Below are 21781 nucleotides of genomic sequence, written 5' to 3'. Positions count from 1 at the left end.
ACCGTTGACTTTCGGTGTTGATCGCTGGGCTCAAGGAGTACTGACATGGCTATATTCGATTACAAGGGGCAAGACGCCCGCGTCCTGATTTCAGATGCCTGGACCCTCGCCACTTATACCAGCGGTGTTGCCACCGTAGGCGCGCTCTACAACATTCCGGGGCTTGTGCTGGGCGAGGGCAACACCTTCGCGTTGCCCAAGGGCTGGCGTGAGATCGGCGCGAGCGAACTGCAGGTTGATAGCAGTCACACCGACATCACCGGAAGTTTTACCGGCGACGGCGTCTTTGGGTCTCAAGCCAGGGTGTTTGGTCAATACGATGACAGCGGCCAATTAGTCAAAATGGGTTTTTCCATTGCCGGCACTAATTCGCCAATTGATCTGCTGGGTTGGCCGGCGATGATTGATAACTCTTATATCAACGGCTACGACTACCTGCTCAATTCAATCAAGGACTACGCCACGGGCCATAACCTGAGCGGCAAAGATGTTCTGGTCACCGGCTATAGCCAGGGTGGTTCCGTCACCAATAGCATGTATATCGGCAAGGACACTTTGGCAGATGGTTTTTTCAAGGATTCGGACTACTTTGGCATGGAGTCGCCCAAGTCCAGCAACAGCGACGGAATCTTCAACTTCGGCTTTGAAAACGATGTGGTCCACCGCCTCACGGGGCAAGAGACCGACGTGGGCAGCGCCATCCTCGACGCGCTTCAAGGCAGTGACGCCAGTTACACCTCGACCACCGACAACATCGTGCTGTTCGATACGATCTACGCGCTGCCTACCTGGCCCAATGGTCCGTTCTCGATTGCCAACCTGTCAGGATGGGCCGCGCACCTGGAAGGCATTTTCATCAACCCTATCCAGCGCATCGCCCAATCGACTTTCTACGATTACATCGAACGCGACAGCACCATCATCATCAGTAACCTCGACGCCATCAGCCGCAGCTTTACCTGGGTCAGCGACAAACAGACCGCCACCTCCAACCACTACGGCACACCGGCCTTCCTGCTGGGCACCGACAGTGCGGACAAGCTGCAGGACGGGCGCAGCGATGACTTCCTGGACGGGTTCAAGGGCGACGACAGTTTCCGCGTGAGTACCGGTACCGATATCGTCGCCGGCGGCGAAGGCAACGACAAGGTCTTCCTCAAAGGCACCGCGTCTTCCTACGAAGCCGTTAAACTCAGCGATGGCACCTTGTTTCTGAACGACAGCAGCGGCCAATATGGCCTGAAGGAATTGCACGGCGTAGAGCATGTGGAGTTCGAAACCGGCCTGGCCAACAGCCTCGGCCATGTGCCCGTGCTCGGCGGGCTCTTCGGTGGCATCGGCGAGGTCCTCACGCCGGCCTATACGGTGACCAGTGGCAAACTCGACTTCGAAGGCCTGTTCGGCGCCGATAAGGCGTATGCCAAATCCATCGAAGGCAGCCAGTTGGCCGACACCCTCAAAGGCACCGCCGCACGTGACCTGATCTTCGGCCAGAACGGTGATGACCGGCTCGACGGTGGCGCCGGCAATGACTTGCTGCACGGCGGCGATGGCAACGACACACTGCTGGGCGGCACGGGCAACGACGCCCTGTATGGCGCCAGCGGCAATGACGTCTTGATCGGCGGGCTGGGCAATGACCAACTCAGCGGTGGCGTGGGCAGCGACCTGTTTGTTTTCGATCAACGCGGCTTTGGCCACGACGTGATCAGCGACTTCAACATTCACCAGAATGGGCAAGACCTGCTGGTGTTCGCCAAGTCGCTGTTTGCCAACGCCGATGCTGTACTCGGAGCCACTACCCAGCATGGCAGTGACAGCGTAATTCTGGCGGGGGACAGCAGTGTGACCTTGGTGGGGTTCAATGCGGCGCAGTTGAGTGCAGAGATGATCAGCGTGGTTTGACACGGCACCAGCGAAACGGAAGGTAAAAACCTCACAGGGTCTCTGATGCTGTGGGGTTTTTTATTGCTTGCTGATTAACGCAACGGCTCGATACCACACGCAGCGTCATTGCTTAGCGGTAGGGCCCAACCCCCAAAAACTCTACATTTCAAGCCTGAGCGGCTCTGCGTAAAGGGTTGAACGAATTTGCACTGTTAATTGACGCCATCATTATGACATCTTATCATCGCCGCATTGGATGGCATAAAGCCATATAGAGGGATCTATAAAGTGTGGCGTTTACTGCGTCGGACCAGGTTAAGCCTGCTGTCCGCTTTTTTTTGCCTGGGCACCTCCGGATGGGCACAAGCGGCCACGCCGCAGAACGCCCCCGGCATCACCGACCTGATCCGTGACCGCCAGGACCGCCTGCTCGAAGAGCAGCAACGGCGCCTTGAAGAGCTCAAAGACTTGCCGGGTAAAGCCGCCGCACCGGCAACCTCGGCAACACCTGTCGACACCCGCTGTTTTCCGATCAAAACCATCGAGCTGGGCGGTGCTGACGCGCTGACTGAAGGTGAGCGAGCCCATCTGATCAAGCCCTACATCGGCCAATGCCTCGGCGTGCCACAGCTCAACGCAGTGCTCAAGGTCATCACCGATCGCTATTTAGCCAAAGGCCTGGTCACCAGTCGTGCCTACCTGCTTCAGCAGGACCTTTCAGGCGGCAATCTCAAGATTCAGGTCGTCGAAGGCAGGCTGGAAAGCCTGAAGGGCGCCGAGGGCAGCGGCATCACCGACCGCCAATTGACCATGAGTTTCCCCGGCAAGCAGGGCGAACTGCTCAACCTGCGCGAAATCGAGCAGATGGTCGACCAGTTGAATCGCTTGCCCTCAAACCAGGCGCAGATGGAGTTGGCGCCGGGCAAGGCCGTGGGGGGCAGTGATGTTCGGGTCAAAAACACTCCGCAAAAGCCCTGGCGTGTCGGCCTGTCGCGGCATAACGGCGGCCAGCGCAGCACCGGTGAGCAGCAGTGGGGCGCCAGTCTGGATTGGGATAACCCGTTAGGTCTGGCCGACCAACTTTCGCTGCGCGGTGGCCACGATGCCGTCAGCGATCACCAGAAAACCTCGCGCAATTCGATGCTCAGTTATAGCCTGCCGTTCGGTTGGTGGAACCTCTCGTACAGCTATATCGACAGTGAATACCGCTCGCGAGCCGAGGCTAACAATTTCAAGTTCAAGCAGACCGGCGACAGCCAGACTCATCAGTTGCGCCTGGAGCGTGTCATCCATCGGGACGCTTTGAGCAAGACGTCCCTGAACACTGGCATCGCCTATCTGCGCACCAACAACTTTATCGAAGACAGCAAGCTTGCCTTGAGCAGCAATCGCCTCAGTGAAGCGCAAGTCGGCATCAACCATGGTCGGCGTATCGGCGGTTCATTCCTCAACATTGACCTTGGCATGCAAAACGGCATCGGCGCATTCGATGCCCAGGCCAATCACGATCCAAAGCCTGGGCAGCCGGATGCGCGCTATCGCAAATACACCGCCACGGTGAGCTATTTGTATCCATTCAAACTGTGGGGCGAGTCCTTCAGCTTCAGCAGTTTGATGACCGGCCAGCACAGCGAAGACGTGTTGTTCAGCCCTCAGCGCATGAGCCTGGGTGGGCAGTCGTCGATTCGGGGCTACAAAGACCAGATGCTCGCCGGCGACAGCGGCGGCTATTGGCGCAACGACCTGCGCTGGAGCCGGCCGGTGACCTGGGCCTGGATGCAGCCCGTGTTCACTGAATACGGCACCAGCCTGGGCTACGACCAGGGCGTGATCAGCCATGGCCGCTATAACGCCGAGCAGCATGGGCGCGTGAGCAGCAACTCGGTGGAGTTGTTTGCGCGCGGCAAGAACATCGCGGCCAGCGTGGCCTTTGCACACTCTTTGGAACGACCGGAAGCGATCACGGACCGTGAAGCGCCGATCTATTTCCGCTTGGACTTTTTCCTTTAAATTTTTGACCGCCTTCGGGCTTCGAGACATGACATGGACGTTCGCCAGTACGCATTCCTCGCGCGCCAGCCTTCTGCTGCCGTAAAAAGCCGCTCCCATTTCCTGGGGCTGCCTAAACGTGGGTTGGCATTGATTCTGGCCAACGCGATGTTCTGGCACCCGTTGCTGGCCCAGGCAGACGGCATTGTGGTGAATGCTCCAGGTACTACGCTCGGGCAGGCGGGCAATGGCGTGCCCATCGTCAACATCGCCACGCCGAACGCCAACGGCCTCTCGCACAACCAATTTCATGACTACAACGTCGGCGCCAACGGAGTCATCCTCAATAACGCCACCGACCGTACCCAGGCCACGCAACTGGGCGGCATTATCGTCGGCAACCCCAATCTCCACGGCACTGCTGCCAATATTATTCTCAACGAAGTCAACGGCGGCAGCCCCAGCCAACTGCGCGGCTACACCGAAGTGGCCGGGCAATCGGCCCATGTGATCGTTGCCAACCCGTATGGCATCAGCTGTAACGGTTGCGGCTTTATCAACACCCCGCAAGCGACGCTCACCACTGGTAAAGCCGTGATTGAAAACGGCCAGATCAATCGTTACCAGGTCGACCAGGGCAGTGTTGCTATCGAAGGCGCCGGCCTGAACGCCAGCAACGTCGATCAGTTCGAAATCATCACCCGCGCCGCCACCATCAACGCGCAGATCCAGGCGAAAAAACTCACTGTCGTCGCCGGTCGTAATGATGTGGACGCACGCACCTTGAATGCCACCGCGCGAGCCGCAGATGGCAGCCAGGCGCCAGATCTGGCGATTGACTCGTTGGCGCTGGGCGGCATGTATGTGGGCGCAGTCAAGCTGGTGGGGACCGAGGCGGGTGTCGGCGTGAAGTTGTCGGGGGACATGGTCGCCGGCGGTGATATTCAGATTGATGCCGGTGGCCATGTGGTCATGGGCCAGACAACGGCGGCCGGCGCCATTGACGTGAAGGCCCGCAGCGTTGAAGCCCAGGGCGTGGTCGCGGCGGGCAGTGTGCTTGGGGTGAAGGCGCAAGGCGACTTGCTCATTCAAAAAAGCCTGGCTGCGCGTGATCGCGTGGCGCTGCAAAGCGGTGGGGTGTTGACCAACAACGGCGTCATCGAAGCGGGCGTCAATGCTGATCAGACGCGCAACGCTCAGGGCGATATCCACGTCACTGCCGCCCAGTTGAATAACAACGGCAAAACCGTCATCGCCAGTCGTGACCTGACCGTGAATGTGGATGGCACTCTCGACAACCGCAGCGGCACCCTTAGCGCGCAAAACCAGCTCAAGGTGAATGCCCAAAAGCTAGATAACCAACAGCAAGGCCGCGTGTTGAGCTCCGCACGCACCGAGTTGAATGCCGCACAGTTACTCAATGCTGACGCAGGCCTGGTGGTGGGCGACCGAGGGCTCAGTGGCCGCATCGGGCAGTTGGTCAATCGCAAGGGCGAGCTCTCAAGCCTTGCTGACGTCACCTTGCAGGTCGACAGCCTCGACAACGTCGCCGGCCTGATATCTGCGGGCCAGGCGTTGCGTTTGACTGCCAGCGCGGCGGTGAACAATCAAAGCGGTCGCCTGGTGGCCGGGCAGATGGCGCAGGTCAACGCCGGGCAACTGGACAATAGCCAGTCAGGCATCCTCACCAGCCAGGGTGAACTGGGGCTGAATATCGCCGGCACGTTGGATAATCGGCAGCAGGGCCGCATCGAATCGGGTGCCGCTGCACAGGTCAACGCCGGCAACTTCAACAACCAGCAACATGGCGTGCTCTCCAGCGGTGGCGCCCTCGCACTGACGGCCGGCCCGGTGATTAACAGCCAAGGTGGATCCATTTCCAGTGCCAAGGCCCTCAATGCCCGTGTCACCAGCCTCGACCAGCATGAGCAGGGGCGCCTTTACAGCAACAGCGATGCAGTCCTGGACCTGGGCAACGGCCACCTCGACAACCGCGACGGTGGTTTGATCAACGCCGCTGGCCAACTGACGTTGAACAAGCTCAATAGCGTTGACAACCGCAGCGGCGAAATTTCCAGCGCTCATGGGTTCACGCTCACTGCCAACAGCCTGGACAACCGCGCTGGCAAGCTGCTCAGCGACCAGGCCTTGGGCCTGCGGATCGCCCAGACGCTGAACAACGGTGCCGGTCAGATTGCAGCCAGCGGGCTGGATATTGACGTTGCCAGTTTGATCAACGACCAACGCGGTCGAGTTCACAGTCGTGAGCGGCTTAACGCCAGGGTGGGTGGTTTGCTCGCCAATCAAAGCGGGAGTTTCAGTGCCGACGCAGGCGCACAGTTGACCGTGGGTAGCCTGGACAACAGCAATGGCGGCCAACTCTTCAGCCAAGGCGATTTGAGCCTGAACCTCAATCGGGGTCACCTGAACAACCAGGGTGGCTTGATCAATTCCCCAGGCCAATTGTTGTTGACTCAACTTAACAGCGTCGATAACCAGGGTGGCGAGATCTCCAGCGCCCAAGCCTTCGATCTGATCGCGGATCAACTCAATAACAGCGCCGGCAAGTTGCTCAGCGAGCAAGCCTTGAGTGTGCGCATTGCCCGCGCCCTGGACAACACCCAAGGTGCGTTGACCGCAAAGGCCTTGGATGTACGGGCTGGGACACTGATTAACCGGTCCGGTCGACTCGCTGCGGTGGATAGCGTCAACTTGCAAGTCGATGGCGAACTCGATAACCGCAGTGCAAAGGTTCTGGGCAAACATCTTGTGCTTGGCGTTGGGACGCTCAATAACGACCAGGGCCTGGTGCAGGGTCATTCGACGTTGCTGCTCCAAGCGGCGGCGCCGTCAGCAACCAGGCCGGCACGTTGGCCGCTGGGCACAGCGTGACGCTCAACAGCGCCAGTCTGGATAACCGCACAGGTAACTTGACCAGCGACGGTGCACTGACGGCAGGTATTGCGGGCAGCCTGCTCAACCAAGCGGGGCTTTTGAGTGCCGGCACTGACTTGCAGTTGAATGCCGCAGACCTGAACAACTCGCTCAAAGGTCGCATTGCCGCTCAGCAGGTACAGCTCACGGGGCAAGGGTTGGATAACAGTGCAGGCGGTAGTCTGTATGCCAAAGGTCAATTGGGTGTGGCCCTCGGCGGCCAGTTGAACAACGTCCAAGGCATACTGCGCAGCGATGATCGTTTGACCATCAATGCCTCCGGTTTAACCAATGATGACGCAACACTATCCAGTGCCAGCGACCTTAAGATCACGACCGGCAAGCTGAGCAACCAGGGCGGGCGCCTTAGCAGCGCGACCCAGTTGGGTATGACGGTTACCGCACTGGACAACGGCCGTAAGGGGCAGGTCTTTAGCCAAGCCGATGTAAGCCTGGACGTGCAAGGTGGCCATCTCAACAATAGTGCAGGCCTGATCAACGCCCCAGGGCAATTGCTGCTCAAGCAACTGGGCAGCGTTGATAACCAGGGCGGTGAAATTTCCAGTGCGCGTGCTTTTGAGCTGGCGGCAACGGCCTTGAATACGACGGACGGCAAGATACTCAGCCAGCAAGCCCTGACCTTGCGTATTGCCCAAGCGCTGGACAACACCCGCGGCTTGATTTCTGCCGCGGCCTTGCAGGTAAACAGCGCCAGCCTGGGCAACCAGGGCGGCAAACTGAGTGCCGTTTCCGACCTGAACCTCGGCATAGAAGGTGTGCTAGACAACCGCAACGGTGAATTGCTGGGTCAGCACTCGACAGTTGAAGTGGCTGCGCTGAACAACAGCCAGGGGCGCATCCAGGGCGATAACCGCTTGGCCTTGACCAGCCACGGCGCGGTCAATAATGACAAAGGCACGCTAGCTGCCGGTCAGATGCTGATGGTCAATGCCGCCAGCCTGGACAACCAGTCCAAGGGCCGCCTGACCAGCAAGGGTGACGCGCAGCTGGTGGTGGGGAGTGTGGACAACCGCGGCGGCAGCATCACCTCGGTCGGGCAGTTGCAGGTCAAAGGCGATCAGTTGGATAACCGTCAGGCCGGGTTGCTCAACTCGGGCAAGGCCATGAACCTGTCCATCGGCAAACTGGACAACCGAGGGGGTGAGGTTTCCAGCGTTACCGAACTGACGATGACGGGCCGCGAACTGGACAACAGCAATGCCGGTCGCGTACTGGCCAATAGCACGCTGCAGTTGACGCTCGACAGGTTGAACAACCAGCTCAAGGGCCTGATTTCTGCGCAACAGGATGTCAACCTCAAGGCAACCAGTCTGGACAACAGCGCCCAAGGCAGTGTCTATGCCAAGCGCAACCTCGATATAACCCTGGCCGAACAGGCTGACAACAACCAAGGCGTCATGCGCAGTGACGCCGCCTTGCAACTGCGCAGCGCCAGCTTTGGCAACAACGGCGGGCGTATCAGCAGCGGCGGGGCGTTACTGTTGAACTCCGCCAATGCCCTTGCCAATCAGAACGGCGAGGTGCTCAGCGCTGATACGGCGACGGTGAATGCCGGCAGTGTCGACAACAGCCAAGGGCGCATTGTTGCTGACGGTGCGCTGCAACTGACCACAGGCGTATTGCTTAACCAACATCAAGGCCGTGTCACCAGCGCTGATCGCCTCGACCTGACAGCGACCGACGTAGACAACCGCTTCGAGGGCCGCATCGCCAGTGACCAGGCGCTCAACGCCAGCCTCAGCAGCCTTGACCAGCGCGGAGCCGGTGAGTTTTACAGCAACCGCGAACTGACCCTGGACATGAACCAGGGGCACTTGAATAACGCCGATGGCTTTATCAACGCGCCAGGGCAGTTGTTGCTCAAAAACCTCAAAAGCGTCGACAACCGTAACGGGGAAATTTCCAGCGCCAAGGCCTTTGCCTTGCGCGCCGGCACCCTGGACAACAGCGGCGGCAACGTACTCAGCGACCAAGGCTTGACCGTCAAAATCGAACAGGCGCTGCTTAACGTCAAGGGGCTGATTTCAGCCGCCGGTGTCGAGCTTGATGCCTTGCGCCTGGACAACCGCGAAGGCAAGGTCAGCAGCGCTCTGGATGCGCGCCTGGCGGTCAATGAGGACCTGCTTAACGACCAGGGCGAAATCGTCAGCGCAGGCCACACGCAGCTGAAGGCGGCCAGTTTGAGTAACACTGCCGGGCAAGTGCTCGGTGATGTCAGCCTGGACGTGAAGGTCAAGGGCGCACTGAATAATCAGGCCGGCACACTCGGGGCCGGCACCTCATTGAACGTGCAGGCCGCCAGTCTGGATAACCGCGAGGCCGGCAAATTGGGCAGCGACGGCCAACTCAAGGCCACGATTGATGGGTTACTGGACAATCAGGCCAAAGGGCAGGTGTTGGCCAAAGGCGCTATGGAACTGCGTGCCGGTCGTTTGGATAACCGCGAAGGGCAACTGACCGGGCAGGACCTGTTGACGCTGCACAGCGCCAACGTCGACAACCGCGGCGGTGTGATCCTTTCCCAGAAGGACCTTCAACTCCATGTGGGTGAGTTGGACAACCAACAAGGTTCGCTCAGTAGCAAGGCGGCCTTGGGCTTCGCCGGGCAACAGCTGCGCAACCAGAAGGGCCTGGTCAGTGCCGTGGGGTCCCTGCGCCTGACGGCCGACACTGTACAAAACGCGGCTGGCCGCATCGCCAGCCAGGCCGATCTGCAAGCAACTATCGGTGTACTGGCCCAACAAGGCGGTGAGTTGGTCGCCCAGAATGAGCTGAGCCTAAGCGGCACCTCCCTGGACAATCGCGAGGGCGGCCTGGTAGGCGCCACAAAAGCGCTGAAACTGACGGTCGACGCCGTTGATAACCGTGCGGGCGAGATTTCCAGCCGCAGCAGCATCGACTTCAAGGCGCAGCGCCTGGATAACAGCGCGGGCAAACTGATCGCCGGTACCGCATTGGAACTGGCCGTGGCCCATGTGATCAACCAGGCCCAAGGGATGATTTTCGCCCGGGACAACCGCTTCAACGGCGCGCGCCTGGATAACGGCCAAGGCACTTTCGCGGGCCAGCAATCGCTGAGCATGTCGCTGGTAGCCATTCCCGGCACTGAACTGGATGGCCGGCTGGATAACCAGTTGGGCACAATCAGCAGCGAAGGCACCCTGCAGGTGACCAGCGCGACGCTCAACAACGACGCGGGTGCCGTCTCTTCGGCAGGTGCGCTCACACTTGCTGCCAGCGGTGCTATCACCAACCAGGGCGGCATCATCGAGACCGATGCCAGCCTTGACCTGACCAGCGCAAGCCTGGACAACGGCCCCAAAGGCCTGCTCAACAGCCGTGGTGCGCTGACCCTGGCCACCGGCACGCTGAACAACAATGGCCGTATCACCAGCGCCGATCGCCTGGATCTGGCAGCCACCCAGGTAGACAACAGCGGCCGTATCGCCAGCAGCAAAAATCTGACCGCCACCCTTACCGGCCTGAATCAGCAGGGCGGCGAGCTGTTCAGCAACACCCAGCTCGATCTGGACCTTAACCACGGCCAACTGACCAACGTGGGCGGGCTGATCAATAGCCCGCTGCTGATGTTGAAAAACCTGGCCGATGTGAACAACCAGCGTGGGGAGATTTCCAGCCAGCAAGCCTTTGCCCTGGCGGCGCGCAACCTGGATAACGGCGGCGGCAAACTGATCAGTAACCAAGGCCTGACCCTGCAGATTCAAGACGCCTTGAGCAACGCCAAAGGTGCGATCAGCGCCGCCTCGCTCAACACCAACAGCGCCCGCTTGGACAACACGGATGGGCTGCTCAACAGTCGTGGCGTCATGGACGTCTCGGCCACCCAGGCGCTGGATAACCAGCGCGGCACGCTGATTGCGGACGGCGCCATGCGGCTGTCTTCCGCTCGACTCGACAACCGTGACGGTGATGTATCGGGCAAGGCATTGGTGACCGCTGATATCGATCAGGTCGATAACCGCGGCGGTCAACTCATCAGCACCACAGCCGTGGATGTACATGGTGCGTCGCTGGACAACCGCAAAGGCCTGGTTGGCGCCGATAAAGCGCTGAAACTGCGGGTCGATAGTATCGACAACCGTGGCGGCGAACTGTCGACCAACGCCGACCTGACCGTCACCGGGCAAACCCTGGATAACAGCGATGGCGGTCGTGTACTGGCCGGGCAATCATTGAACCTCACGCTCACCCAGCTGCTTAATCGCAACCAAGGCCAGCTCAACACACAGCGTCTGATGCTGAGCGCTCAGGACCTGGACAACAGCACGGGCAAACTGCTCGCCCAGCAGCTTCTGCAACTTGAGCTCAAAGGTGAGCTGAACAACAGCCAGGGTGTGCTCAACAGTGAAGGGCGCCTGGGTGTCAACGCAGCCAGCCTGGTCAACCGCCAGGGCCGAATTTCCAGTGCCCAGGCGTTGGAACTGGGTTTAAAAGGTGGGGTGGACAACGAGGGCGGTGAGCTCGTGACTGACAGCACGCTGCAACTGCGCAGCACTAGCCTGGGGAACCAGAAGGGCGTGCTCAGTGGCAAAGGGGCGGTCAGTGTAACCACTGGCGCGCTGGATAACACTGGGGGCCGTCTCACCAGTGGCGACACCTTGGCGCTGAAGGCGGGGCTACTGAACAACAGCGCCGGCAACATCGGCAGTGCCCAGGCCCTGACCGCCAGCGTCGATGGGCTTGATCAACAAGGTGGCAAGTTGTTCAGCAACGCGGGCCTGACCCTGGACCTGAACAATGGCCAGCTCAACAACCAGCAGGGCCTCATCAACGCGACCGGGCCGCTGGTGCTCAACCATCTCAATGGTGTGAACAACCAGGCCGGTGAAATCTCCAGTGGCCAGGCATTCACTGTCGCGGCGCGCAACCTGGATAACAGCAGTGGTCGTCTTCTCAGCAACCAGGGCCTGACGCTGCGTATCGACCAGGTACTCACCAACGTCAAGGGTTTGGTTGCAGGCGCAAGCCTGAGTGCGCATGCGGCTGCGGTCGACAACAGCGGCGGTACGCTCACCAGCCGTGGTGGCCTTGAATTGACCAGCACCGGGCTGCTGAACAACGGGCAACAAGGTTTGATCAACGCCGCGCAGGCATTGACAGTCAATGCGGGCAACTTCAATAACCAGGGCGGCAGCCTGCTGGGTACCAGCGCGCTGACGCTCAACGCGTTGGCCGTGGACAACAGCGCCAAAGGCTTGATCAACAGCCAGGGCGGCCTGGAACTCAATGCACAGAATTTAGACGCCAGTGACGGCGGCGAGTTATCGGCCAAGGGGGATATAGACCTCACACTCACGTCCATGGCCTTGCGTGGCGGCAGGTTGATAGGTGAGCAACGCCTGAGCGTGGACTTGGCAAACGGTGATCTGGATAACCGTAAAGGCCTGATCTTCGCCAAAGGCCCGCTGACCTTGCAACGCGTGCGCGACCTGCAAAACCAGGGCGGCGAACTGTCCAGCCAGAATGCCCTGAGCTTGACGGGGCGCAACCTGGACAACAGCGCCGGTACGCTCATCAGCCAGCAACTGCTGACACTGAACGCAGGCGACGTCGTCAATCGCGGCGGCTTGCTGTCAGGTTGGCAAGGGCTCAACCTGATCGGCACCCAGTTGGACAACCGTGACAAAGGCACGCTGTCCAGTCGCAACGGCGACCTTGACGTGCGCCTCAGTGGCAGCGTGCTCAACAGTGGCGAAGGTGCGTTGGCCAGCCAAGGGAGGTTGAGTGTCAGCGCCGCCAGCCTGGATAACAGCAACAAAGGCGTTATCTCCAGCGGCGCGCAGCAGACCTTGAGCGTGACTGGCGCATTGAACAACACCCAAGGTGGGTTGATCGACAGCGGCTCGACGCTGGATCTGAGCGCGGCCGACCTCGACAACAGTGCCGGCACTATCACGGCCCTGCGCAACCTGAACTTCCTGGGTGGCAACTTGCTCAATACCGATGGGTCGCTGATGGGTAACGACCATCTGGTGCTGAACCTGCAAGGTCACCTTGGCAACGTCAACGGCAAGATCGCAGGCACTGGGTCGTTGCTACTCCAGCGCGCCATCGAGGTGGATAACCGCGGCGGTCAACTGGCCAGCCAGGGACGCCTGTCATTGGCCATGGGCGGCCTGAACAACAGCCAAGGCGGCACCGTCGCGGCCAAAGGTCCGCTGGCCATCGATGCCAGCGCCATCGTTCAAAACAACGCTGACGGCTTGATCTACAGCCAGGAAGGCGACCTGCAAATTAAGGCATTTGGCCTGGCCAACGCGCAAGGCAAGCTGCAGGGGCACAATGGCCTGCGGGTCGAGGTCAATGGCGACCTCGATAACCAAAGCGGCAACATCATCAGCCAGACCGGTGATATCTACCTCAAGGCCGGCAACCTGGACAACCGCAGCGGCGTGCTCGCCAGCCTCAAGGGCGCCATCGAGGCCGGCGTGGTGGGAGTGCTTCGCAATGGCCACGATCTCAATGGCAGCCCCAAGGGCGGCTTGATTCAAGGCCAGCGCCTGCTACTCAATGCCGGTCAGCTCGATAACCAGGGCGGCTATCTTGGCGCGCAAACCAGCGATGCATGGCTCACGGTTGCAACCCTCAATAACCAGCAGGGCGCTTTGTATGCCAAAGGCCTGATGCGCATCAATGGCAGCGCCCTGGATAACAGCGCCGGGCAGATCGCCGGCGACCAGATCGCGCTCGGCCTCAACGGCCAACTGACCAACCACAACGGCCTGATCGAAAGCACCAACAACCTGACCGTGGCCGCCAATGCCCTCGATAACCAGGGCGGCAAAGTGCGCGCCCTGGGACGCTCGGGCAAGACCGAGTTCCAGATCGGCGGTGTGTTCGATAACCGCAACGGCGCGGTGGAAACCGCCAACCAGGACCTGACCTTGGCAGCCGCCCGCTTCCAGAACAACGGCGGGCAATTGCTGCATGTGGGTGAGGGCACATTCGACATCTCATTGCCTAACGTTACCGGCGCCGGCGGCACCGTTGTTACTCGTGGTGGCCTGACCCTGAACGCGGATACCTGGACCAATACCAGTGTCATTCAGGCGGGGCGTTTGAACGTTAACGTCAATAACTTCACCCAGACCGAAACCGGGCAGTTGCTGGCTTCGACGCACTTGGAAGGGAAGGGGGGGAGCTGGGTCAATAATGGGTTGATTGCCAGTGATGGCACGCTCAGCTTGGGGCTAACGGGGACCTACGGCGGCAGGGGGCGTGTCAGCAGCGTAGATACCCTGAACGTCGGCGCCGCTTCGTTAAACCTTGATGCTGCTTCAAGTATTACGGGGGGCCGAGGGACAACCATCAGCGTCGCAGGCCAAATGACTAACTCGGGCCGTATCAGCGCCATGGGCAATCTGGCGATCAGCGCCGGAGCGCTGACTAACGCGGGCACTCTTGGCAGCAGTGAAGGCATGCAGATTGAAACGCAGACCCTGCTCAACGAGCGAGGCGCGATCATCAGCGGTGGTGACATGTCGCTGCTAGCTGAGAGCTTTACCAATAAAAATGCTGATGTTTATAGTCTGGGCCAACTCTTTATTGCGCGGGATAAACAGGGAAATTGGGCGGGGACCCTGAACAATGTTTCCGCCAACTTGGAGAGTGCGGGCGATATGACGCTCCATGTGGGCGCGATAGAGAACAAGAAAGAATTCTTCAATGTTTCTTCGTCATTGGTCTCCGGTGCTATCGGGATGAGAGGCACGTCCGCACGGGGCGGGCACATGGTGCTGATGGAAGAATATGAGTCCAAGGTGGATGCGGAGTCGGTGTCCGCAAGCATCTCGTCCGGCAGGAACCTGGATGTTCAGGGGCGTAGCCTGTTGAACTCTGCCTCGGTTATTTCGGCCACCGGCAATATCAGTGCTGCGCTGGAAAACTTCAGTAACGTTGGCGCCACATTAGGAAAGTATTCGGTTCTCAAGTCTTTCGACCTTCCTAACCTCAAGGAAGACAAGAATATCTCCCGTTTCTGGCGTTCGATCATGGATTACAACGCTGCGAATGATCCGTCCTATACGCTTCAAGGCTCCGGTTCGAGACGCGCGGGAACCCTACATTTCTGGGATCAAAACTGGAACGAGTCGATGGTGACGCCCTATACGCGAATGGGGGGTACGGCTCAACGACAAACCAACCTGACGTTTGGCTGGAAAACTTACACGACCTTCAATGTCAATTTCCAAGCCCTGTTCCCTGCGCCCGCCTACAACGCGGGTAACAGGTCAGCGTTACCGGCCACTCTGAGCGGAGTCAATTTCTACGATCAGCGAATGATCTCCAAGCCTGGCAGTGCAGGCACTGCCCAAGCCATCGTTCAGGCTGGCGGTGCGGTTCAAATCAATGCCAGCAAGAATCTGGTCAACAGTGTCATTCAAGAAGGCCAGCCGATATCGACAGGTTCCGGGCGTGGGTTTGATGCCACTCGTCCAGTCAATAATGCTGTTGTTGCGATCGACTTGAATGCGCAGCTGCCACCGGACTTGGCCCAACAACAAGTCAACCCCTTGACGCTACGCGGGTTCACCTTGCCCACGGGCACTCACGGCCTGTTCCGCCTCAGTAGCCGGGCGGGTGAGGATACCCAGGCCACCCAAGCCACCAGTGGCCCACAGAGCTGGACCATGGGCGGTGCGACCCTCGGCCTGGCTCAACGCCAGGATGCACAACCGGCGCTTGAAACGCGCACCTTCGATTTCAACAGCGTCACTCAACAGGGCGCAGCTACTCGTCAGGTGGACGCCACTGCACGTCAGGTCAGTGGTGTCACCGCCACCACCAGAACACTTAACGTTGCCGGGGCCGGCGATGTGGCCAACGGCAGTGGCTGGGCGCCCAGCCAGATCACCCCAGGTGAAATCGCCCGGGGCGACGGTATCCACGCCCAAGATCCGTCTAGCGGTTCAACGCCGCCAGTGGCCAAGGTCACAGGGCCGACGGATCAGCCTGACCTGGCGCTGACCCAAAGGGACACCCACGTTCAGGTCGCCACTCCGGGCGAGCCCGCTCGGCCGACGTTGAACATCCCTGGCGTGACGCCGGTTATGCCAGGCGTGCAGCCGGTGGTGAATACACCCATCGCACAAGGTGCGGGCAGCAACCCAACCCAGGTCGCAGAGGTGATTGCCCAGCCGGTCGATGCGCTGGCGCAAACCACTCCGGTCGCCAGCCAGACCATCAACCGCGTGCAAGGCTTCACGCCTACCGCGCCAACGTCGCAACCGCATAAATACCTGATCGAAACCAACCCGGTGCTCACGGACCTCAAGCAGTTCATGAGCTCCGACTATCTGCTCGCGGGCCTGGGTTACAACCCGGACGAAAGTGCCAAGCGCCTGGGCGACGGCCTCTATGAACAACGCTTGATCCAGCAAGCCGTGCAAGCGCGCACAGGGCAACGCTTTATCGACGGTCAGAACACCGACGAAAAACTGTTCAAGTACCTGATGGACAATGCGATCCAGAGCAAGCAGCAACTGAACCTCGCAGTGGGCGTTACCTTGACCTCGCAACAGGTCGCGGCGCTGACCCACGACATCGTCTGGCTCGAACAGCACGAAGTGAACGGTGAGAAAGTGTTGGTGCCCGTGCTGTACATGGCCCAGGCCGACAATCGCCTGGCGCCCAACGGTGCCTTGATCGCCGGTAACGACCTGAACCTGATCGCCGGCGAAAACCTGGAGAACGCCGGTACCCTGCGCGCCACCAACAACCTGTCAGCCAAAGCGGGCAATGACCTGATCAACAGCGGCTTGATCGAAGCCGGTAACCGCCTGGACCTGCTGGCGGGTAACAACATCGTCAACAAGTCCGGTGGCATCATCGCCGGACGCGACGTCACGCTGACGGCGATCAAGGGGGATGTGATCAACGAGCGTGCCGTGACCCGCACTGGTAACGGTACTGCCGAGCGACGCGACTATCTCGACAGTGCGTCACGCATCGAGGCTGCCAATGACCTGACGATGAATGCAGGCCGTGACATCGCCAATACCGGTGGCGTGCTGCAAAGCGGGCGTGACACCACACTGGTCGCTGGCCGCGATGTGCGTATCGAAGCCGTTGAGCAACGCAATGGTTTGGACCTGGGCAACCGCCTGCGCACCGAAACCGTGACGCAAAACGGCGCCAGTGTGGAGGCCGGCCGCGACCTCAAGGTATCGGCAGGGCGTGACTTCAGCGCCATTGCCAGCCGCATCGACGCCAAGCGCGACTTGAGCATCACGACGACTGAGGACCTGAGTATTTCGTCGGCCGCCGACGAACAGCATTCCTCCAGCAAGTCCAAGAAGGTCACCCAGTCCAAGGACCACATCAGCCAGGTTTCCAGCGTGCTGACGGCCGGCGGTGACGTGTCGCTCAATGCCGGTAAAGACCTGGAACTCACCGCCAGCCGGATTTCCGGTGGCGGCAACGTGGCCCTTGATGCACAACGCGATGTGAGCATTCTGTCGGCACTGGATGAAGACGCTTCGTTCTACTCGAAAAAGAGCAAAGGCTCGTTCGGTCGCAGCAAAAGCCGGCAGCAGGAAAGCTACGACAGCACCAACGTAGCCTCCGTCGTCGAAGCCGGCAAAGACCTGACCGTCAACGCCAGCAAGCAAGCCGATGGCGGGATGAGCATCGACGGCGGGCGTGACGTCACCGTGATCGGCAGCCAGTTGAAAGCAGGCGGCGACATGTTGCTGGGGGCCACCGGTGACATCGCGGTGTTGTCGGGTGTCGAGGAACATGGCTCCTACAGCAAGAAAACCAAGTCCGGGTTCCTGGGGCTGTCCAAAAGTGGCAAGAGCCAGTTGAAGACGACTGCGAGCCAAGTGGGCAGTGAGTTGGAGGCGGGCAATGATGTGGTGGTGGCTGCAGGTAATGATGTGCGGGTGCGGGCCAGTGAGATCAGTGCAGAAAATGATGTCGAGTTAAGGTCTGGACTGGTCAAGGAGACAGGCGACATCAACCTGGTCTCTGCAAACGACACCGCCTATAGCCGTAGTGAAAAATACGAGAAGAAAACCGGCTCGATCTCGGGTGGGTTTATTGCGATCTCCTCGGCCAAAAAAGCTGGCCAGGAAGCCCAAAGCAGCACCAGCGTGGGGAGCCAAGTGTCCGCGGATCGTGATGCGAGCTTGCACGCTGAGCGAGATATTAACTTGGTGGGCAGTGGCGTCAGCGCCGGGCGTGATGTCAGTCTCAATGCGGGGCGCGATGTCAATGTACTTGCGGCCCAAAGCAGTACCAGTGAGCGCGATTGGCAAAAAAGCAAACAAGCCGGTATTGGCGTATCGAGTGACGCCAATGGTGTGACCTTGTTTGTGGGCGCTGATAAAAGTGCAGAGAAAAATAGACTTGAGCAGCAAACAGCAGTCGCCAGCCAGATCAATGCAGGACAGGACCTGACGATCAATGCCAAGCGAGATATCAACCAGCGCGGCTCTGACCTATTGGCTGCCAATGATGCTGAGCTGACGGCCGGGCGGGATATCAACATCGATGCGGCACGCGAACGTTTGCTGATTGAGCAGCAGCGGGAGACGGAGCGTAATGGGTTGAGCGTGGCTATCAACCACAACTATGGCAACACCAAAGACGCAGTGAGCGGGGCTGGCAAAGGAGAGGACAACATCAGCAAGGGCTCCAGCACGCTGAAAGGTGTTGATGCAGTCAGCCAATTTCTTGCAGGTCCCACTGGGGACGTAAAATTCGGCAATAGCAAGCACAGCACCAGCACACAGCTGATTGAAGAGACCAATCGCTCATCGACCCTCAAGGCCGGTAAAGATCTCAACTTGGTCGCCGGGAATGATGTGGCGATCAGCGGCGGCCAGTTGAATGCCGGCCGTGATATCAACATCAAAGGTCGGGATGTTTCGCTTGATGTAGCCAAGGGCAGCATTAACCAAAATGACAGCGAGAGCCAGAGCTGGGGTGGCATCCATGGCGGTACCAGTGGTGGCATAAAGCTAGGCGTAGGTGGGAGCCATGGCGTTGCTAGTGAGAAGGGTAGTAACGGTACTTCTACCGTCACGACAGCGCAGGCCGGGCGCGATATTAACCTGAGTGCGAGCAATGACCTGAACCTGGTAGGTACTCAAGCCAAGGCGGGTCGCGACATCGATCTCAAGGCAGGGAACGACTTGAGCATTCGTGCTGCGCAGAACGACAGTTCAAGCGACAGTAATAGAAACAGTGGTGGTGGCGAGGTCGGGTTTACCTTTGGCAATGAGGGGGTCGGCGTTTATGCCAGCGTCAGCATGGGCAAGGGGAACCTGGACCGGGAAGGGCAGCGTCAACAGGATGCCTATCTCTATGCTGCAGATCGTTTGGGCTTCGAGAGCGGCCGCGATACCCAGGTCGCAGGTGCCGACTTGCGGGGGGATAAAGTCATTGGCCGGGTTGGCGGAGACCTGAATGTTTCTTCTGTCCCCGACACCGGCAAAGTCAAAGGCAAAGAATTTGATCTAAGTGTCACCGTCACCATCGGCCCGGGTGCCGGTGTCAGCGGTTCGGTTGGTTACGGTCAGACCTCTGGAAAAACCAATTGGGTCGAAGACCAGACGCGGATCACCGCCAGCGACAAGGTGGATATCCGTACGGAGAAGCACACACAACTCGATGGCGCTTTAATCGCTTCAGACACTGGCAATTTGAAACTGGACACCGGCACGCTGGGGTTCAGGGACATCTCTGGAGAGGATAAAGAGCACGGGTATTACTTGAACGTTGGTGGTACCTACAAGAACGGTGAAAGCACTACCCAGGACCCGAGCCAGGTCGGTAAAGGCAAGACGGGGCAGACGGGGTGGAGTGTTACTGGCTGGAAGTACGATAAGGACCGCGAGCAATCAGTCCGCGCGACAGTGGGCGCGGGTGAGATCGTTGTGCGTGATGTGGGCGATGTTACATCTGCAGTGACGGGGCTCAATCGCGATGTTGACAAGGCCTATGAAGTTACCAAGGACCAGGAAAAACGTACGGATTTGTATGTGACTGACTCTTCGTTGAAGGCGGTGACATCCCCAAAGGCAACATTAGAACAATGGAAAACCGACGCAGCCAAGTTAGGTGACAAAACCGAAGAGACGATTTTCCAGATGGTGGACTTGCTTGGCGCTGGCTCGCAGATTGCGCAAGGTATAAACCCTGACTTAGTCGGAATCGAGATGAAAGGCCAGGCCGCCATACGGCAGCTAGGCAGTCGTCACCAAGAAGAAAGGTCCGCTATCGTCAACCGGGTGCTTGGTAATATTACAAACGACGACCACTCGCCTGAAACTCAAGCACTGGCAGATAAGCTCACTCAGATAGCAGGGAACGACCCGCAAAAAGCCCTGCAGGTGTTGATGTTGCTGAAGGGCTTGAATAAAAGCAGCCATGGAGAAAATAACTTTTTACCGGCGATACCTCTCGCTATGGCGGGCATCACAGCCATAGGAGGCGCATTAGTTGCAGCTAACCCAACCACGCAGGAAAACTTGCGTATTGCGGCAAATTCCATGGTTGAGGCAGCAGCCAAAACTGGAGAGAATGCTGCGCAAAGCATGAAAAGCAGCATACTGATCTGGGATGTGATTGTCGGTACGGCATTCCCGATCCACCTGCTTGATCCTAGCAATCGCAGTCTGGTCAATCCGATCCTGACTGACATCGCCGTGCATCCGAGCAGTGGCGGGTTTGGTGATGGCAGTGTGGTTGCTCCGACCGTTCATACCGGTGGGACGCAGCTGGATGGGCGACAGGATGATGGCAAGTATGTGACGCCGGAGCATCGACTTGATCCGGGGAATATGTACAGTGAGGGTAGCGGTCCAAAAGGTAATAGTGTAGCTGAGGCTTTAACGGGTGTTACCCAGAAGCAGCTCGATAAAAAATTCAAACATGCGTCTGATTTTGGTGTGGTGACTACTAAGAAAAATCCTGAGACACTTGCTCAGTATGAGACAGCGATCAAAGCGCACATGGCGTCCACCTCTACGGCTCAACAAGGTACATATGGGTTTGTAAAAGACTCCAAAGTGTTTTTTAACTCAACCACTAACAATGCTGTTGTGCTCGATGCGTCAGGTAATTTTGTGACTGGTTTTAAACTCGCACCAGGAACTCAGCAGTTTGATAACTTTATTAAAAACGGAGTGCTACGATGAGTCTTACCATCTTGGAGTTTGCAAGGTCGTTTGTAGCAGGTAGGCTGACAGCCGAAATTTTTTCTGAGGCGTATATTGAGCTTTGGAAAATTGAGCGCGATAAAAACATACTTCTGCTCGACGAGCCTTCGTTGAGTGAGTGTTTGTCTAGTATTTTTTGTGCCGCGGACATGTACGAACCAGACGAGTCAAGGGAATACTATGAACTTGACGCCGAAATGCTGAGATCTGAGGTTGCGACTCTGGTGCTGAATCTAGTCGCTGATTAGTTGGTGCAAAAGCAATTCCAGAAAGCAGCTACCCGTCGCTTGCCAAGCCAAGTCCAAATGCCCCAAGCAATGTAATTCTTGGCGAGCTTGACTCACTTGGTCGACCTACTGGGGTTACAGCAGTCCTTAGGGAGGATTCATTTTTTTTCGCAGGAAAACTTGGGGAGAAAAGGGTACAGATTTGAATGGCACTTACTTAACCTTCTTCGGGTGTCCATTTCTCCTGACCTCGGCCCTTGCCGCCGAGCGCGTCTGCATCAGCATCGGGTAAGGCTTGGGCCTTCGTTTTATGGCGCGAGGCTCAATCCTTCCCGGCCGGTTTCCGACACGTTTCCTCGCGATCAACCTGAGTAAATTCGGTATCCCATCGTCTTGTTCGTCGGCACCGTACTGCTGCATCACAAGGCATAATTGGAGGCTATGTTTAAAGCTCAGCTCGCGTGGCAAACAATCCGCTAACAGCGCTGATTGGGCCATGATCATCCGAATCAAATTATGCGCTAGCAGATACACCCA

5 protein-coding genes and 1 pseudogene are annotated in these 21781 nt (G+C 58.6%); 5 read left to right on the top strand and 1 reads right to left on the bottom strand.

What is annotated here, in order from left to right:
• Positions 1-45 precede the first annotated feature (45 nt).
• The 5 genes from DK871_RS09125 to DK871_RS09110 all read left to right on the top strand — a co-directional run bounded on the left by DK871_RS09125 (position 46) and on the right by DK871_RS09110 (position 21265).
• The gene (locus tag DK871_RS09125; RefSeq protein ID WP_161904780.1) at positions 46-1905 is read left to right on the top strand and encodes a calcium-binding protein; all 1860 of its coding nucleotides are present in this window, start codon (positions 46-48) and stop codon (positions 1903-1905) included.
• Between the two features lie 270 nt (positions 1906-2175).
• Entirely contained in the window at positions 2176-3897 is a 1722-nt protein-coding gene (locus tag DK871_RS09120; protein WP_161904779.1) for a ShlB/FhaC/HecB family hemolysin secretion/activation protein, read from the top strand.
• Between the two features lie 33 nt (positions 3898-3930).
• Positions 3931-6768, top strand: coding sequence for a filamentous hemagglutinin N-terminal domain-containing protein (locus tag DK871_RS29035; protein WP_256677412.1), 2838 nt, complete (start codon positions 3931-3933; stop codon positions 6766-6768).
• Complete coding sequence (locus tag DK871_RS09115; RefSeq protein WP_256677411.1) at positions 6747-20996, top strand: hemagglutinin repeat-containing protein; 14250 nt, start codon at positions 6747-6749, stop codon at positions 20994-20996. The genes DK871_RS29035 and DK871_RS09115 overlap by 22 nt, the downstream gene beginning before the upstream one ends.
• Entirely contained in the window at positions 20993-21265 is a 273-nt protein-coding gene (locus tag DK871_RS09110) for a colicin immunity domain-containing protein (RefSeq protein ID WP_161904778.1), read from the top strand. The genes DK871_RS09115 and DK871_RS09110 overlap by 4 nt, the downstream gene beginning before the upstream one ends.
• A gap of 192 nt (positions 21266-21457) precedes the next feature.
• On the opposite strand, the pseudogene DK871_RS28755 reads toward DK871_RS09110, so the two are convergent.
• Positions 21458-21781, bottom strand: a pseudogene (locus tag DK871_RS28755) (IS4 family transposase); the annotation flags it as partial.

Source organism: Pseudomonas sp. L13, assembly GCF_009935965.1.
Classification (GTDB): Bacteria; Pseudomonadota; Gammaproteobacteria; order Pseudomonadales; family Pseudomonadaceae; genus Aquipseudomonas; species Aquipseudomonas lactis.
Note: the sequence above shows the minus strand (reverse complement) of the source record. Positions and strands in the feature narration are given on the sequence as shown.

What these genes read in the sequence shown, in the direction of transcription:
- DK871_RS09125 (WP_161904780.1), top strand. Translation starts at nt 46, where the DNA reads ATGGCTATATTCGATTACAAGGGGCAAGACGCCCGCGTCCTGATTTCA.
- DK871_RS29035 (WP_256677412.1), top strand. Translation starts at nt 3,931, where the DNA reads ATGGACGTTCGCCAGTACGCATTCCTCGCGCGCCAGCCTTCTGCTGCC.
- DK871_RS09110 (WP_161904778.1), top strand. Translation starts at nt 20,993, where the DNA reads ATGAGTCTTACCATCTTGGAGTTTGCAAGGTCGTTTGTAGCAGGTAGG.